Consider the following 16,496-nt stretch of genomic DNA (forward strand, 5'->3'; position numbering starts at 1 on the left):
CTGAAAAAAATCAGATTTTCTTAATTAAAATGACTGTCAGCTAATGCTTCTGCCATTTTTTCTTCTGACCATACGTCGATTCCTAGTTCTTGTGCTTTGGTCAGCTTACTACCAGCGTCTTCGCCTGCAACCACGATATCGGTTTTCTTAGACACACTGCCAGTAACCTTACCTCCAAGATTTTCAATGGTTTCTTTTGCTTCTTCACGCGTAAAACGAGTCAATTTCCCTGTTAAAACCACTGTTTTTTCTTTAAAAGGTGATTCGATCGTTTCGATCTGTGAAGAACGAATCCCTTTATACTCAAAGTTGACACCTGCTTGTTTTAGTTCGGACATCAAGTCATGGACCTCTTCATTACTGAAATAAGTCACTACGCTATCAGCAATTGTATCGCCGATCGTGTCTAGCGCAATGATCGATTCAAAGTCACTTTTACTTAATGTTTCCAGATCGCCAAAATGCTCTGCTAATATCTTCGCTGCCTTGGAGCCGACGTGGCGAATCCCTAAGCCAAATATCAATCTTTCGACCGAATTATCCTTACTATCGTGGATCGCTGTCAGTATATTATTGGCTGATTTTTCTTTGATTTTATCTAACGTCAGCAATTCCTCTTCCGTTAGCTTGTAAAGATCAGCCACATCTGTAACTAGTTGTTTATCATACATCTGTGCCAATACTCTTGGTCCTAGGCCATCGATATTCATGGCGTTACGTGAAACAAAATGATTCAATCCTTCTTTGATTTGTGCTGGACACTTCGGATTGATACAACGAAGTGCAACCTCTTCATCAAGATGAACTAATTCACTATGACAGATCGGACAATGTGTTGGTAAAACATAAGGTTCGCTATCAGCAGGTCGTTGATCCAACACGACTTGTGCTACTTCAGGGATAATATCTCCTGCTTTGTAGATACGAACAATATCGTGCAACCTTATATCTTTTAACTTGATGTAATCACCGTTATGCAGACTTGCTCGACTAACTGTCGTCCCAGCCACTCGTACCGGAGTCATAATCGCTGTAGGTGTCACAACACCAGTCCGCCCAACCGTCCATTCGATTTCTGCGATCTTCGTTTCTACTTCTTCCGGTGGGAATTTATACGCTGTTGCCCAACGAGGTGCTTTGACAGTAAAACCTAATTGGTCCTGTAAAGAAAATTCATTCACTTTGATGACGATTCCATCAATTTCATAGGTTAAGTCCATTCGTTTTTCATGGTATTCTTCAATAAATGACCAAACTTCATCAATCGAATGACACAAACGCTTTTCGTGATTCGTATGGAAACCGATCTGTTCTAATTCTTCTAAAGCATCATATTGGGTTGTCGCTTTCATCGGTCCAAAATCCGCTACCGTATATAAAAAAGTATCCAAATTACGTTTTGCAGTAATTTTAGAGTCCAGTTGTCTCAGTGATCCTGCAGCTGCATTTCGAGGATTTGCAAAAATATCTTTTCCTTCTGCTTCTCTTGCTTGATTTAATTGCACAAATGATTTTTTGGGCATAAAACATTCGCCGCGGACTTCGATACTGATAGCATCTTTCAACTTCAATGGGACAGAACGAACTGTTTTTAGATTTTCTGTGATATTTTCGCCAACCGTCCCATCTCCTCTTGTTGCACCACGAACAAATTCGCCATTTTCATAGCGCAAGGAAACCGATAAACCATCAATTTTTAACTCACAGCAGTAATCAACAGGGCGACCAATCGCTTTTTGGACACGTTGATCAAAGGCAAAGAGTTCGTCTTTGCTAAATACGTCATTCAAACTATAAAGCGGAATATCATGAGTCACTTTTTCAAACCCACTGAGAACTTTCCCCCCTACTCGCTGAGTTGGTGAATCCGAAGTGATTAAATCAGGATATTGCTCTTCAATTGCTACTAATTCAGCATATTCTTGATCATAAACATAATCTTCGACAGTTGGTTTATCTTCAACATAATATTCTCTGGACCAACGATTTAACCGAGATCGTAGTTCTTCTGCTCGTTTTGCAGCTTCATCAATTGTCATTTCATGTTCCATCGTTTATCCCCCCTGTTTAAACTTTTTCAATTGGCGCAAATGCTGCTAACAACCGTTTCACACCTTGACTAGGAAATGCCACGTCCAATTCTAAATCTTTGGCAGTACCATTTACCCTTACCACTGTTCCGATCCCCCATTTTTTATGGTTGACTTTATCGCCTGCTTTCCAGCTATTGCTTTCTCCACCAGTTGCTGTTTTTGAAGAAACAACAGTTGTTACTGGTTGTTTGTAGGCTGGTTTAGCTGCTCTGCTCGTAAAAGGACTCGTTTGTTTTGGCGTTGGCCGCATGCCTTGGACTTCTAATAATTCTTGATCGATTTCTTCTACAAAGCGAGAAGGTCGATTATATTGTGTCCTGCCATATAAGGTACGGGAAAAAGCATTGGTCAGGTAGAGTGCTTCTTCTGCTCTCGTGATCCCGACATAAGCAAGTCTTCGTTCTTCTTCCAATTCGCTTTCTTCCATCAAGGCTCGTGACAATGGGAAAACTCCTTCTTCCAAACCAATCAGAAAGACGACTGGAAATTCAAGACCTTTTGCGGCATGCAAAGTCATCAATGTCACTTGGGTAGTTTCTTCTTCTAAATTATCGATGTCAGAAACTAAGGCCAAGTCATTTAAAAATACAGTTAATTTTTCTTCTGGTGCATCCGCATTTTCTTCATTTTGTTTTTCAAATTGTTTATCAAATTCTTGAGTAACGGTTAAAAATTCTTCCAAGTTTTCGATTCTTGCTTGTGATTCTAAAGTATTTTGAATTTTTAAGTCCTCTAGATACCCACTACGTTCTAAGATTTCTTTTGTCAGTTCGGTCACTGTTAGATAGGGAACCATTTGTGTGACGTCATTGATCATATCGCCAAAAACTGCTAATTGTTGACCGGCTTTTCCACCAATGTTAGTTAAATCAACATTTTGCGCCGCTTCAAGGAGTGGCCATTGGTGGATCGTCGCAAAACTTCTTAATTTCTCGATTGAGCCAGGTCCGATCCCGCGTTTAGGCGAATTAACGATCCGTTCAAAACTGATTGAGTCTTGAGGATTCGCAATCACATTCAAATACGCTAAAATATCCTTAATTTCTTTACGGTCGTAGAACTTATGTCCGCCCACCATTTTATAAGGAATATTCGCTTTTAGTAAGGTTTCTTCCATCACACGAGACTGAGCATTAGTTCGATACAAAATCGCAAAGTCGCCATAATTCCGTTGATTTTCACGAATTTGCTCTTGCATACGATCCACAATGAAACGTGTTTCATCTCGCTCGTTATCTGCACGGTAGTAAGTGATTTTATTTCCTTCCCGGTTTTCTGTCCAAAGATTTTTCGGCTTTCGATTGCTATTATTTTCGATCACTTGGTTGGCAGCACTTAAAATTGTTTTAGTCGAACGGTAGTTTTGCTCTAATAAAATGACTGTGGCATTCGGATAATCTTTTTCAAAATCCAAAATATTTTGCATATCAGCGCCACGCCAACCGTAAATACTTTGATCAGCATCCCCCACAACACATAAATTTTGGAATCTTTGGGCGAGTAGATTAACTAAAGTATATTGTGCATGGTTCGTGTCTTGGTATTCATCCACATGGATGTAATGGAATTTATTTTGATAATAAGTCAAAGAATCAGGATGCTCTTCAAATAACCGAATGGTATTCATAATCAAGTCATCAAAATCCATACATTGGTTATATTGTAATTCTTTTTGATAAGCTACATAACACTTAGCTGCAATTTCTTCATAGTAACTTCCTTGCAATTTGGCAAACTCCTGAGGGTTTTGCAAGTTGTTTTTTGCTTGTGAAATCGTTCCAAGTATACTTCTGGGATCGTATTTTTTCGGATCAATATTCAATTCTTTTAAGATACGTTTCATTAAAGACAACTGTTCAGAAGAATCGATAATAGTAAAATTTCGGTTGTAACCGATAAAATCGACATCTCTTCTTAAGATACGCACACACATGGAATGGAAAGTCGACACCCAAACATCTTCGCCACCATATTCTAAAATGGCATTTACCCGCTCCTTCATCTCTTTAGCGGCTTTATTGGTAAAAGTAATCGCTAGGATGTTCCACGGATTTACTTCCTTTTCTTCAATCAAATAAGCAATTCGGTGGGTCAAGACCCTCGTTTTCCCACTACCTGCACCGGCCATCAATAATAGTGGTCCCTCGGTATGAAGAACCGCTTCTTTTTGTCGAGGATTCATCCCATTCAATAATTCACTTTTGGATGACATTTACAACATCCTTTCTTTTATCAATCCGTTTAATTATAGCATTTCCCCAGCTTTCATTAAAGCATATATTATCTATGAATAGGGTAGTAATAACCGCAATCTGATCACTGCAAGCGAAATGAAAATTTGTTTGCAAAGCGATAAATTTGCAATGAAAAAAAATTTCTTTTCTTTTCCTCTTGTAAAAAAGAAAAAATCACGCTAAATTAAATTGAAACGAGGGATTAGCAATGAAAGCAAAAACATTATTTAAACATGTCGACAAAACGCAACTATATTATATTTTAAAAGGGGTCTTAGTTGGGTTGCTCACTGGCGGTATCGTTAGCATTTTTCGCCTGGCGATTGAGAAATTTGGTGAATTGACCGAACAAGTTTACCTTCATAGTCAACAAGAACCTTTATATTTAGCATTTATCTTAGCAGCTTCAATTATTATTGCTATTTTTGTGGGATTTCTTATCAAAAGCGATCCCGATATTAAAGGAAGCGGCATTCCCCAAGTTGAAGGACAATTACAAGGAGAATTAACAGTCTCATGGTTTTCTGTTCTATGGAAAAAATTTATTGGAGGCGTGTTATCGGTTGGTTCCGGTTTATTCTTAGGTCGAGAAGGTCCATCAATCCAGTTAGGCGCAGTGGTGGGTGAAGGAACAAGCCAATTATTAAACAGCTCTTCAGCTGAAAAGAAAATTCTTATCTCTAGCGGAGCGAGTGCGGGATTAGCAGCAGCATTTAATGCACCGATTGCTGGGTTATTATTTGTTTTAGAAGAAATCCATCATTCTTTCTCTCCATTAGTTTGGCTGACATCCTTTACATCAGCGATCACTGCTAATTTTGTGTCACTTTATTTTTTCGGTTTGAAACCTGTATTGTCTCTAGGAAAAATTCCGTCTTTACCGTTAAAATATTATGGTTTTTTAATTATTCTAGGTATTATTCTCGGTGTGCTAGGGTATATTTATCAGATCGTTTTGCTTAGCTTACCAAAATTTTATCGAAAGCTGCCAATTCCTGCACACTTTCACGGAATCGTTCCTTTTCTTTTAGTTTTGCCGATTGGCTATTTTTGGCCAACAATCCTAGGGGGCGGAAACCAGATCATCATCACTTCAGGACATGCCTTTTACCCATTAAAATTGATTGCAGGTCTATTTATCTTACGGTTTTTCTTTTCTATGGTTTCATATGGCGCCAGTTTACCGGGCGGGATTTTTTTACCAATCCTAACTTTAGGTGCGCTGATTGGAGCATTTTATGGAGGGGCTTTAGTGAACTTAGTTGGTATGAATCCGATTTATGTCAAAGACTTTCTCGTGATTGCGATGGCAGGTTACTTTACAGCAATCGGAAAAGCCCCGTTGACTGCAATTATCTTAGTAACGGAGATGGTCGGTTCTTTGAATCATTTGATGCCTTTAGGTGTCGTTTCACTCTTCGCTTACGTTAGCAATGATTTATTAGGAGGCAATCCGATTTACGAATCTTTACTCGAGCGATTGATTCAACAAGAAAAACAACCAATATTAGTCGGCAAAACAACCTTTGATTTTCCAATCACTGCGGAAAGTACATTGGATGGACGAATGGTCAGAGATTTCAATTGGCCAAAACATATGTTACTCGTTTCCATTATTAGAGGAAATAAAGAGATTTTAACTCATGGGGATACAATCATGAATGTTGGCGACATTTTAGTCATCTTAACCGATGAACGTCATCTTTCAAGCGTACGGAAAACGATTGTTGCTCGCTCTTCGATTTTAACGACGAAACAAGCCTTTTAGACAATAAAAATTTGCTCTTACGATTAGCCAGTATGCTAGTGGTAAGAGCAAATTTTTATTTTATAGGGAAATACAACCAGTATCTTTATCTTTAAATAAACTTTTCATCTTATTCTCTTTCTTTATTTCCCCAAAAATACTTCACTGTAATTGTTACTCCTACAAGGAATATTCCCAAGAAACTAATCATTAAACTGTCTGTGTCCGTTGTTTTGGGGAAGGTACTCATCGTTTTTACTTCTGTTTTAATCACATAACCTGGTTTTTGAGCCCCTGCACTTTCTTGCTGGTCATTTGGCAGTTCGGCATCAATTCCAAGTGATCCTTTTACGTCAAGTGTTGCCTTCATATTATCCCTTCTAACTTTTTTAATCAGTTTAAGGCGCTGCTGTCCAAGATACAGCATCTAATTGCAACGTCAAATTGAACGTTGGTGTACTCTTGGTTGCTGTGGTAGAAGATACTGTTCCAGCATAGTTGAAGGTGGTCGAAAAAGCATTATTTGCGGTACCATTTGCAGTTAGTTTTCCTTCATTGTTTGCTAATGTAAAGAGTTTGACTGGTGTCGTCGCAAAATCTGTGAGTGTTCCTGCGGCGATCAAGGAAGTGTTCGTTGCTGCTGGAGAAACAAGATTTAGACTAGAAATTTCTGTGATACTTTCGGCATTTGTTTGCGCGAAATCTGCAATGGATACATCAACTGGACGTCCCGATTTATTTTCAATATTATAGGTTGGAGATTCAATATCATTTCGCCCGCTTACGTTATAGAATATGGTCGCTGTATCTAATGTCACATTGATCCAATTGTCATGACTTTCCTCAATCGCTTCTTCTGGATCTGTGTTATCTAATCCAATCGTACCATTGATTTGAATATCGGCTTGGTCAACACCAATCACGTCTTCCGCTTGAACCATTGCAGGCGCAACAAATCCAACAAAACTCCCACTAAACAACATACTTACAAGTACTTTTTTCATCATATCAATAAACCCCTTTTATTTTTTATTCAACTGTTAATGTAACTCCTGCAGCCACTTGACCTTTTTTTTCGTTGGTGTCTGGGTCATACAAACTAAATAAAGCAACTGATGGATACTCCCCCTTTTCTAATGCCTGTTCCAACGTGACATTTTTTATTTCATACCCGGGCTGAATCGCACCGGAAGTATAAACAAGTTGATTGTTCTTTTTTTCTCTAATTTCTACATTGATCGGATAGCCATTTTCACTGGGATTTTTTATCATCAATTCGCCGCTCCCTGTTTGTCGATCGATTTTCGCTTCAGGTGAGATAACTAAATTGAATTTGCTTTTATCTACTGCAACCTGCGCGATTTTTTTCTTTTCAGAGTCAGAGATTTTTTGGGCATCTTTCCCAGCGGGTAAAAATTCGCCACTAACAATAGTAACGGGCTCTGGTTTTGCTTGAAGATAATAGCGGTACACTAGCCAGCCACTTAGCAACAACAATAATCCTAGTAGAATGAGTAGTACCTGTTTTTGTTTTTTCCGTTTTGTTTCTTCCATTGCTTTTCTCCTTTATTCTTTAGCTGATAGTTGATAAGTAAAGGCATAACTAGGATAATATTTTTGTAAAATGTTTCCTGAAAATTCTCCAGCTAAATAAAGTTCAATTGGTTCTGTTAAAAAAGGGGCAATTTCCAATCTGTCCACATTATTTTGCCCGACAACCAACGGTCCCATCGTTGTCCCATCAGTGGCAACAAGATTAAGAATCAACTCGTTATGATTTCCGCCAGAAAATTGATTGACTAGCACAACTGATGAATCAGCTGTAAGATCTTGAACCGTGCCAATCGTAAAATCAATGGGATAGTTACTCGAACTAATGATTGGTTTGGTCGAAGATGCCGTGTCGAATGCACCTTCTGTTTTCGATTCAAATATCATTTCTAAAGGTACTTCCACACTTAATGGACTTTTGACTACTTCCACCTGTTGTTCTACCCAAAGGCTTTCAGTTAAATAGGCTTGAAGTTCGGGATCATCGTTGACGGCACCAGCTATTTTTGTATAGACAAAATAAGTTCCAGCTGGTAGTTTTTCTTTTGTCCATGTCATTCCCGCGGTTTCTTCGACTGCGATCATCCCATCTGTATTTTCATCAGCAAGCTCAACTTGTTGTTGTGCTTCCTCAGTCGTTAAATCGGTTTCACTCCAAAGTTGTTTCGTACTTAATTTAAACGTCGTTGCCTTTCCTATCCGACTGGCTGGCTCATAAGCATTGATCGTAGTGTCTAATTGACTTTGTCCGACCGCTACACTCGGCTGTGCTTTCCAATCGGTAATATTGATTTTTTTTTGATAGATTGCTTGTTTTAGAGCTGTATTTGTAAAGTAACTGTCATTTAATGTAGCTGTACCAGCTCCTACTACTTCCTTTTTTTGTAAACTTTGATCAGTTGCTAAATAGCTAAATTGATAGCCTCCTATTTCTCCTGCTACTCCATCGATCCGGTTAAATGTCATATTTCTAGCAAACAAGCCGTTGGTATTAGAAGTATTTTGAAAACGAACAAAATCGGGCTCATCCGCATTCATTACAACATTTCCATTTGAATTGAATCTGCCTTGGCTGATCATTGAAGTTTGTGAATTAGCGCCAAAATTGATTTCTGCTGCTTGACCATTCGTAAAATTCATTGGCTTGTTACCTGTTTGTTCATACAAAAATTCAGCATTTTGACCAATCGTAAAAATTAATCCTGTCCCATCATAAGAAAAATAATCTTTGCTTGATGTCAATTGCACATTCGCATTTTCTTCAAGAGTGACTCGTATTTTCCGATCACCCGATCCGCCAGAAGCTGAACCATAAAACAAAGCGAGATTCGTACTCGTTTGGTGGTTGATAATCGTCGTCGAATCTTTCGCAAATGTAATGTTGTTTCCTTCCATGAACTCTTCGCTGTTTGCTCCTGCTTCACTGACAAATTCATTTTTCCCCTCAAAGGTGAAGGTGGATTCTGTATGCCAAGCTAGAAGTGGTTGCGCCCCGGTCTTGCCATAATAATTGACGTTTTCAAAAACCGCGTCAAATGAGAGGACAGATAAACTTCCAGCCCCTAAGATCCCGTAGTAAGATTGGTTGCCATAGATAACGCCATTTTCATCAGTTAGTGTCGCGCTTCCAAAATTCATGTTTTTCAATTTGATTCTTAATCCACTAATCTTCACTCGATAGCCAGTATTCGAAGCGGTTGAGTTGGAAGCGTTGGTATATAGCATATGATGATTTTGACCATCGATCTCGACATTTTTATAAAACTCAAAAACATCCGCATCTGTATACACGATGTCTGCTGTCAAAGCAACATAATAGGTTCCCGAACCTGAATCATTATTGATCTCACTCATTACCCTAATTAATTCATCTGCTGTTGCTGCAGTATAAGGACTTTCTAATGTTCCTTCTCCAACCAAAGGACTAATTGCACCAATTTCGTCGGACAGTTCAGCGTTTTCTGCTAACACTTGTTTTGTTTCTTCGCTGCTTGTTGATGCTTCGGTGACTTGATTATTGACATCTTCATGGGATTCTTCCGTAGTTGTCTCAAAGGAAACGGAGTACTCATCACTTGTGCTCGTTTGCACATTGTCATGGAGATTTACACTATTCTCAGAATTTTCTTGTGCATCAAAGTCATTGACTGGGACAATACTAGCACAAAGAATAAAGAGCGATAAAACAACCCATTTTGTACTTTTTTTCATATTCCCCTCCTCTATAACCATTCTTTTTTTATATAAAAGCGCTTTTGATTAACATTAGATTACAAAAAAATGATACTATACACATTTATATCCGTCAATAAATAACTAATTTCTAATCACAAATCCTATATTTATGCATCTATTGATCAATTTCGCTTTCCATTTTTTAATTTTCAAAAAATTTGCATTTAATCTCACAAAAAAAACTTCTTACGAAAATTATTGTTAAATTCCGTAAGAAGGTCTCATATTTATAAATTGAAAATTATGCTGTTGTTACTGTTGGTGATTTTCTTAGTAAACCATAAATCACACCAGAAACGATTGCACCAATAGCGATGAATGCTAAGTACAAGACTGGATGACTTAACAAGAATACAACGAAAATCCCACCATGAGGAGCAAGTAATTTGATACCGAAAGCACCAACTAAACCACCTGTTAAAGCAGAGCCAATAATGAAACTTGGAATGGCGCGGATCGGATCAGCTGCTGCAAATGGGATCGATCCTTCTGTTACAAAGGACAAGCCCATCACAATATTCGTTAGACCAGCATCTTGATCTGTTTTACTAAATTTATTTTTGAATAAACGAGTAGCAACAAAAATTGCTAATGGTGGAACCATCCCACCAGCCATAACAGAAGCCATCACGACACTACCGCCAGTCGCAACAGTTGTTGCTAGCGTAGCTGTACCGAAAACATAAGCCGCTTTATTAATTGGTCCACCTAAGTCAGCAGCCATCATTCCTGCAAGTAAAGCTCCAAGTAACGCAGCGTTTGAACCGCTCATGCTTGTTAAAAATCCGTTTAATGCATCATTGATTGCTTTCATCGGTACATTAACCAACAACATCAAGAAACCGGTAATCAACAACCCAAACACGGGATAAAAGAGAATCGTTTTGATTCCGTCTAATGATTTAGGTAATTTCTTGAAGAGTTTACGCAAGAACACAATGACATATCCAGCTAAGAAACCGCCGATCAAAGCCCCTAAGAAGCCTGCACCGCCAGTATTAGCTAATGCACCAGCAGCAAAACCAACAATCAAACCAGGGCGATCCCCGATACTTGAAGCAATAAATCCAGCAAGAACTGGTAACATGAAACCAAAAGCAGCTTGACCGATTTGGTTGAACCAGCTGGCAATTTGATTATAATTCCCAAGGTTTGCAAGCTGATCTTGTGGTACACCCATAAATTGGTCTACCATGAAAGAAAGAGCAATCGCAATCCCACCGCCAATAACAAACGGCAGCATATGAGAAACACCATTCATCAAATCTTTATAGATTCGTTGACCGACGGTTCCTTCTGCATTTCCTTCATCAGAACCAGTATCTTTCCCTTGTCCATGATAAACTGGTGCAGTACCGCTTAAAGCAAGATTGATCAGTTCTTCTGGTTTACGAATCCCGTCGCTCACCGGACGATTGACAAGTTCTTTCCCATCAAAACGATCCATGGCAACTTTTTTATCTGCTGCTACGATTACACCATCTGCACGAGCGATGTCTTCAGCTGTCAATAAGTTTTTAACGCCTTCTGATCCGTTTGTTTCAACTTTGATCTCTACGCCCATTTCTTTCGCTTTTTTCTTCAAAGCATCTTCCGCCATATAAGTGTGGGCAATTCCTGTTGGACAAGCGGTTACTGCAATAACAAACTTGCTCTTAGGATCAACGGTTGCAGCTTCAGCTTGTTTTGCCTGTTCTGCTTTTTCTTCCGCAGCTTTTTGATCTTCCGCTGTTTGGAATAATTCTTGTACAGCTTCTGGTGAATCTGCTTCTTTTAATTTTGCAACAAAATCTGGATCCACTAAAAGGCGGGATAAGGCAGCTAACGCTTGTAAGTGTGTATCATTTGCGCCTTCTGGAGCTGCGATCATAAAGAATAGGTAAGTCGGCTGACCATCTAATGCCTCATAATCGACCCCTTTGTTACTTTTAGCAAATAGTACGGTTGCTTCTTTTACTGCTGCATTTTTTGCATGAGGCATCGCAATGCCGTCACCTAGTCCGGTAGAAGTTTGCGCTTCTCGTGCTAAAATCCCCTCTTTATAGGTTTCAATATCTGAGATTCTTCCGGCAGCAAACATTTTTTGGACCATTTCATCAATTGCGCCTTTTTTATCAGTTGCTTGTAGGTCCATGATCATTGCATCTTTGATCATTAAATCTTTGATATTCATGATAATCCTCCTGAAAACGAATCTATTTTTGTTATCTCAACTTCTGGTAACAGTTCATCAATCAATGCTCTAGAAGCTAAATCATCAGAAAATGCTGTCGCACTTCCACAAGCGACTCCCCATTTAAATGCTTCCACTGGATCTTGATTTTTGCTATAAGCACCAATAAATCCTGCAATCATCGAATCTCCTGCACCAACCGAGTTTTTTAACGGGCGAACTAATACGTTTGATCGGTAAGCACCTTCATTAGTAAATAACAAGGCACCATCTCCCGCCATTGATATCAAGACATTTTGTGCCCCTTCAGCTAATAGTTTCTTACCATATGGCAAAATCTCTTCCACACGATCAAAGTGTGTCTGATATAATTCGGCTAATTCATGGTTATTAGGTTTGATCAACAATGGTCTTTTAGCAAGAGAATTTTTTAGATCATCCCCAGTTGTATCAATCACAAAGTCTGCTTCTTTTTCACGAATGATCTCAATCAATTCTTGATAGAACCCTTTTCTTAAGCTGGCAGGAGTACTACCAGATAAGACAACGATGTCCCCTTTGTTCACAACACTTAGCGCTTGCTTGAATGATTGGATTTCTTCATCTGAGATCGTTGGGCCTAAACCATTGATCTCCGTTTCAGAATCAGATTTTAATTTGATATTGATCCGAGTATCTGATTGAACTGTTGTAAAAGAAGTTTGGATTGTTTCTTTTTCCAACCACTCTGCGATAAAGTTTCCTGTAAAGCCTCCTAAAAAACCAAGGGCTGTCGAATCAGAGTCAATTCTTTTCAAAATTCGAGAAACATTGATCCCTTTTCCGCCAGGAACTTTAAAGTCTTCTTTCATTCGATTCAATTCCCCGATTTTTAACCCATCGACACGTACGATAAAGTCAATCGACGGATTTAATGTTACTGTATAAATCATTGTATAGCTGCCTCCTTGATAGTTGTCCGTTCCCGATAATCGGTAACAAATTCCAATGGACAACGTTCGGTTACGATCGTGGCTGCTTCTAAAGGTGCCACAGAAGTGAAACTAAGCTTGTTGAACTTAGAATGATCAATCAGGACGAAACTTTCTTCCGCATTTGCCATTGCTAGACGTTTCACGGCTGCTTCTTCCGGATCTGGCGTTGTAAATCCACGGTTCAAGTCAACACCGTTCATTCCCATAAACACTTTATTAAAATAGAAATTTTTTAACTGGCTGATTGTACTATTTCCTAGTACAGCATTTGTTGATAATTTAACTTGTCCACCTAATATGATGGTGGGAAGTTGCAAATCAACCAAACTAGCTGCATGTTTCACTGAATTAGTTACTACCGTTACCTTTTTCTCTTGCAAATATGGGATCATTTCTAACGTCGTGGACCCAGCATCTAAATAAATAACGTCATCGTCATTGATTAATTGAGCTGCTAATCGAGCAATTGTTTGCTTTTCATGAACGTTTTTGAGCGTTTTTTCACTCATATTCTGTTCAAACCCTAAAAGTTGCCCTTTTTTCGCGCCACCATGGATTCTTTCTAACAGACCATCATTCTCCAGCTCTTGCAAATCACGTCTAATCGTTGATTCAGAAGCGTTTAGAAGTGTTACTAAATCTTGAGATTTCACTATTTTATTTTGTTCTAACAAGTGTAGTATTTTTTGTCTGCGCTCTTCTGTAAGCATTTCCACGATCACCTCACGACATATAGTAGCATAATTCTTTTTATTAATCAATAAAAATCATTCAAAAACATTCACAGACAATCTAAAACATTCAAAAAAAGAGTCTGAACTTTCAACTGGTCCAGACTCTTGATTGGTTGTAAAGAAGTACGAACGGTATTCGCTGTACGATTCTTCCACAACCTTTTATATGCTTTATTTTCTATGCACTAAATAATAGTACCTTCCTAATCCAATGAACATAATGATAAAGCCCAAAATTGATCGTACAGGGATGTTGGGAAGAAAGAACATCAAAAAAGCTACAAATGCTGTAGGTAACATGACCCGATAATATAAGTGTTTATCCATGTGATCACCTCAAATTTTTTGTAATGTCGCAAATTTGTTTAACTTTGGATAATCATAGATTTCTACTCTAAGATGATTTACACCTTTTTTCACGTCAAAGCTTAAACGTCCTCGTCTTTTTCTTATTCGCTTAAACTGAATATCTGATAGTTTTTCGCGAATTTCATTCAATGGGAGCTGTGTCAAATTTTCAGTAGGTACGTATAATCGTAAAGTAACTAAATATTCTTGATATTTTTCATCGTCAACTGCGATCTCTAAGTATTCTCTTATATAGTAGCAATAAGCTTCGATCCCATCATCTAAAGAAATACGGGGATCAATCACTTTGTAAAACATCATCTGCGCCCGCTGCTCATCTACCCAAGGAAAATAAGCTTGTGTATTCAACCGCCCTCTTACTCGCTTTTCGTGGTATTCATCATTGACAAAATTATAACTTCGAGTAACGAAGAACGTCGCATCCTTTTTCTGAGTCGGTTGCATTCTTTCATTTTGGTATTGAACAGATTGAATACTTTGATCGGTATAAGCATACTCAATGTATGGAGGTTTCAAAAGCCCAACGCCATTGTCCCAAGAAAGATGATCAAATCCCAATTGGTCGCGATAATAGGTCTGAAAATGTCGATTCGTTTCCTCGGCCCATTTGAAAGGGTCACGATATAATTGAATACAGATCACACCATTTTGTTTCTCTTTTACAAATTCCACTTGTTGGACATCTAAAAATACTTGTTTCGGAATGATGCGATAGTAGTAAGAGCTGTAATACATTTCCCAACAAGAAGTAAAGCATAATCCCTCATGAGATAGATCGTAACCAGGCAATTGATTACAATCAATCACAACCGCTCCCGATCGTTCTCTCATCTTTGGCAACTTATCAATAGCTTCTTGTGTTTCAAACTTCAACCGTTCTTCAATTTCTTTAATATTATGATACTTAAATTCATTGTATGAACGTAAGTAAGCAAATACGCCATTTTTATCCATTTTAAGCTGGATATAATCTCTGATCACCGATTCATGTTGTAAGAAAATATTCTTCTCCAAAATATTCTTAATGATCAATTGTTGACCATCAAAATGAAAACGACACTCATTCGTTTCATTTTTTACAGTCAGCCAACCAAATGCGAACTGAGATTCCTGCATTGCTTCCTTTTTAAAGGTTGTCCATTCAAATATTCGTGCTGTCTGACGAGAAGTCTGAAAAAATGAGGGACTAAACATCATCCGAATAAAAAAGAACCAATCTTCCAATTCATTTTCTCTTTGACTTTGATTCAAATCGGTTAATTGAATCGTCATTAATAATTGTTGTTCTTCCACTCTGCTCTCACTCCTTTCAAAGTGTTTTATAATTAAATTATAACCAAGCATAAGAAAAAACTAAAATTTAACGACTTCCAATTATTTTAGTAACTATCCATGGTAGAATAGAAACAAATAATCAAAGAGGTGAATAATTTGGGGCTTAAATTTGAACGTACAGATAATCTTGATAAATTATTTGAATCCTTTGCTGTTGATCCAGAAAAAACAGTTGCTTCAAAAGAAGAAATCGATCGCTTTTTGAAACCAAAAAATGACGAAAAAAAAGAACAGACAAAAAAATAGAAAAAAACTAGTAGCAAGCGAATGTTCTCCTCTTTGAGTCCTTCGTCTGCTACTAGTTTTTTATTCTGAAATTGCTTCTTCAATTGCCTGCCAAGCTTCTTCTTTTCCTTGCTTTGTGACAGAAGAAAATAAAATAAACTGATCATTATTATCAAAATCCAACGCTTTTTTGATTTCACTTTCATGCTTGTTCCATTTTCCTCGTGGTATCTTATCCGCTTTAGTCGCTACGACAATCACTGGAATATCGTAATATTTCAAAAATTCATACATCTGGATATCTTCTTGGGAAGGTTTGTGACGTAAATCGACTAAAGAAACGACTGCTCGCAACTGCTCTCTGGTCGTAATATATGTTTCGATCATTTTACCCCATTTTGCACGTTCAGTCTTTGATACTTTGGCATAACCATAACCAGGGACATCGACAAAGTGTAACGCATTTTCAATCAAATAAAAATTCAATGTTTGGGTCTTACCTGGTTTTCCCGAAGTGCGAGCTAAATTCTTTCGGTCAATCAACGTATTGATAAAAGAAGACTTTCCGACATTTGAACGCCCTGCTAAAGCAATTTCTGGTAAATCAGATTCTGGGTATTGTTTTGGTGCAACTGCACTAATCACTATTTCTGCTTGATGTACTTTCATAAAATCTCTCCTAAAAAAGGTCGTTGAAGAAGAAATGAACTCTATCGAGATGAGAGAAGATTGTTTAATATCACTTTATTAAACAATCTCTGATAAACGAAGAGTCGCTTCTTAAACGCCGTGTAACAGGTTGCGAGAAGCATGAATTGATTCGTTC

General features: G+C 38.1%; 13 protein-coding genes. 2 read left to right on the forward strand and 11 right to left on the reverse strand.

The window, feature by feature from the left end:
• Nucleotides 1-20: 20 nt before the first annotated feature.
• Together ligA and pcrA are read right to left on the reverse strand one after the other, a co-directional pair.
• Nucleotides 21-2,051, reverse strand: coding sequence for an NAD-dependent DNA ligase LigA (gene ligA, locus IGJ11_RS07415; protein WP_207431997.1), 2,031 nt, complete (start codon nucleotides 2,049-2,051; stop codon nucleotides 21-23).
• A gap of 16 nt (nucleotides 2,052-2,067) precedes the next feature.
• Complete coding sequence (pcrA, locus tag IGJ11_RS07420) at nucleotides 2,068-4,305, reverse strand: DNA helicase PcrA (protein WP_207431995.1); 2,238 nt, start codon at nucleotides 4,303-4,305, stop codon at nucleotides 2,068-2,070.
• Between the two features lie 230 nt (nucleotides 4,306-4,535).
• Between pcrA and IGJ11_RS07425 the strand changes: the two genes are divergently transcribed.
• Nucleotides 4,536-6,095, forward strand: coding sequence for a ClC family H(+)/Cl(-) exchange transporter (locus IGJ11_RS07425; protein WP_207431993.1), 1,560 nt, complete (start codon nucleotides 4,536-4,538; stop codon nucleotides 6,093-6,095).
• A 109-nt stretch (nucleotides 6,096-6,204) separates the two neighbouring features.
• Here the strand turns inward: IGJ11_RS07425 and IGJ11_RS07430 are convergent, their stop codons facing one another.
• The 8 genes from IGJ11_RS07430 to IGJ11_RS07465 form a co-directional block, all read right to left on the reverse strand.
• Complete coding sequence (locus tag IGJ11_RS07430; protein ID WP_010718979.1) at nucleotides 6,205-6,444, reverse strand: hypothetical protein; 240 nt, start codon at nucleotides 6,442-6,444, stop codon at nucleotides 6,205-6,207.
• A 28-nt stretch (nucleotides 6,445-6,472) separates the two neighbouring features.
• Complete coding sequence (locus tag IGJ11_RS07435; RefSeq protein WP_010718978.1) at nucleotides 6,473-7,081, reverse strand: hypothetical protein; 609 nt, start codon at nucleotides 7,079-7,081, stop codon at nucleotides 6,473-6,475.
• A 22-nt stretch (nucleotides 7,082-7,103) separates the two neighbouring features.
• A complete protein-coding gene (locus IGJ11_RS07440; protein WP_010718977.1) occupies nucleotides 7,104-7,628 on the reverse strand; it encodes a hypothetical protein in 525 nt (174 codons plus the stop codon).
• A 12-nt stretch (nucleotides 7,629-7,640) separates the two neighbouring features.
• The gene (locus IGJ11_RS07445) at nucleotides 7,641-9,836 is read right to left on the reverse strand and encodes a hypothetical protein (protein WP_207431991.1); all 2,196 of its coding nucleotides are present in this window, start codon (nucleotides 9,834-9,836) and stop codon (nucleotides 7,641-7,643) included.
• A gap of 265 nt (nucleotides 9,837-10,101) precedes the next feature.
• A complete protein-coding gene (locus IGJ11_RS07450; RefSeq protein WP_010737724.1) occupies nucleotides 10,102-12,033 on the reverse strand; it encodes a PTS fructose transporter subunit IIABC in 1,932 nt (643 codons plus the stop codon).
• Nucleotides 12,030-12,965 carry a 1-phosphofructokinase gene (gene pfkB / locus IGJ11_RS07455; RefSeq protein ID WP_010718974.1) on the reverse strand — a complete coding sequence of 312 codons (936 nt, stop codon included), beginning with the start codon at nucleotides 12,963-12,965 and terminating at the stop codon, nucleotides 12,030-12,032. The genes IGJ11_RS07450 and pfkB overlap by 4 nt, the downstream gene beginning before the upstream one ends.
• On the reverse strand, nucleotides 12,962-13,717 hold the full coding sequence (locus tag IGJ11_RS07460) for a DeoR/GlpR family DNA-binding transcription regulator (RefSeq protein WP_207431989.1): 756 nt from the start codon (nucleotides 13,715-13,717) through the stop codon (nucleotides 12,962-12,964). The genes pfkB and IGJ11_RS07460 overlap by 4 nt, the downstream gene beginning before the upstream one ends.
• 360 nt (nucleotides 13,718-14,077) lie before the next feature.
• On the reverse strand, nucleotides 14,078-15,382 hold the full coding sequence (locus tag IGJ11_RS07465) for a hypothetical protein (RefSeq protein WP_251849229.1): 1,305 nt from the start codon (nucleotides 15,380-15,382) through the stop codon (nucleotides 14,078-14,080).
• A gap of 159 nt (nucleotides 15,383-15,541) precedes the next feature.
• On the opposite strand from IGJ11_RS07465, the gene IGJ11_RS07470 reads away from it, so the two are divergent.
• The gene (locus IGJ11_RS07470) at nucleotides 15,542-15,691 is read left to right on the forward strand and encodes an SPJ_0845 family protein (RefSeq protein WP_010737727.1); all 150 of its coding nucleotides are present in this window, start codon (nucleotides 15,542-15,544) and stop codon (nucleotides 15,689-15,691) included.
• Nucleotides 15,692-15,751: 60 nt separating this feature from the next.
• On the opposite strand, the gene yihA is transcribed toward IGJ11_RS07470, so the two are convergent.
• Nucleotides 15,752-16,339: a ribosome biogenesis GTP-binding protein YihA/YsxC gene (gene yihA / locus IGJ11_RS07475; RefSeq protein WP_010718969.1), complete on the reverse strand. Its 588-nt coding sequence runs from the start codon at nucleotides 16,337-16,339 to the stop codon at nucleotides 15,752-15,754.
• Nucleotides 16,340-16,496: the final 157 nt, after the last annotated feature.

This window comes from Enterococcus sp. DIV0691 (genome assembly GCF_051711145.1).
Taxonomy (GTDB): Bacteria; Bacillota; Bacilli; order Lactobacillales; family Enterococcaceae; genus Enterococcus_B; species Enterococcus_B hirae.

Coding starts and splice junctions, on each gene's coding strand:
- yihA (WP_010718969.1), bottom strand. CDS start 16,339: ATGAAAGTACATCAAGCAGAAATAGTGATTAGTGCAGTTGCACCAAAA.
- IGJ11_RS07465 (WP_251849229.1), bottom strand. CDS start 15,382: ATGACGATTCAATTAACCGATTTGAATCAAAGTCAAAGAGAAAATGAA.
- IGJ11_RS07450 (WP_010737724.1), bottom strand. CDS start 12,033: ATGAATATCAAAGATTTAATGATCAAAGATGCAATGATCATGGACCTA.
- IGJ11_RS07460 (WP_207431989.1), bottom strand. CDS start 13,717: ATGCTTACAGAAGAGCGCAGACAAAAAATACTACACTTGTTAGAACAA.
- pfkB (WP_010718974.1), bottom strand. CDS start 12,965: ATGATTTATACAGTAACATTAAATCCGTCGATTGACTTTATCGTACGT.
- pcrA (WP_207431995.1), bottom strand. CDS start 4,305: ATGTCATCCAAAAGTGAATTATTGAATGGGATGAATCCTCGACAAAAA.
- IGJ11_RS07430 (WP_010718979.1), bottom strand. CDS start 6,444: ATGAAGGCAACACTTGACGTAAAAGGATCACTTGGAATTGATGCCGAA.
- IGJ11_RS07435 (WP_010718978.1), bottom strand. CDS start 7,081: ATGATGAAAAAAGTACTTGTAAGTATGTTGTTTAGTGGGAGTTTTGTT.
- IGJ11_RS07440 (WP_010718977.1), bottom strand. CDS start 7,628: ATGGAAGAAACAAAACGGAAAAAACAAAAACAGGTACTACTCATTCTA.
- ligA (WP_207431997.1), bottom strand. CDS start 2,051: ATGGAACATGAAATGACAATTGATGAAGCTGCAAAACGAGCAGAAGAA.
- IGJ11_RS07445 (WP_207431991.1), bottom strand. CDS start 9,836: ATGAAAAAAAGTACAAAATGGGTTGTTTTATCGCTCTTTATTCTTTGT.
- IGJ11_RS07425 (WP_207431993.1), top strand. CDS start 4,536: ATGAAAGCAAAAACATTATTTAAACATGTCGACAAAACGCAACTATAT.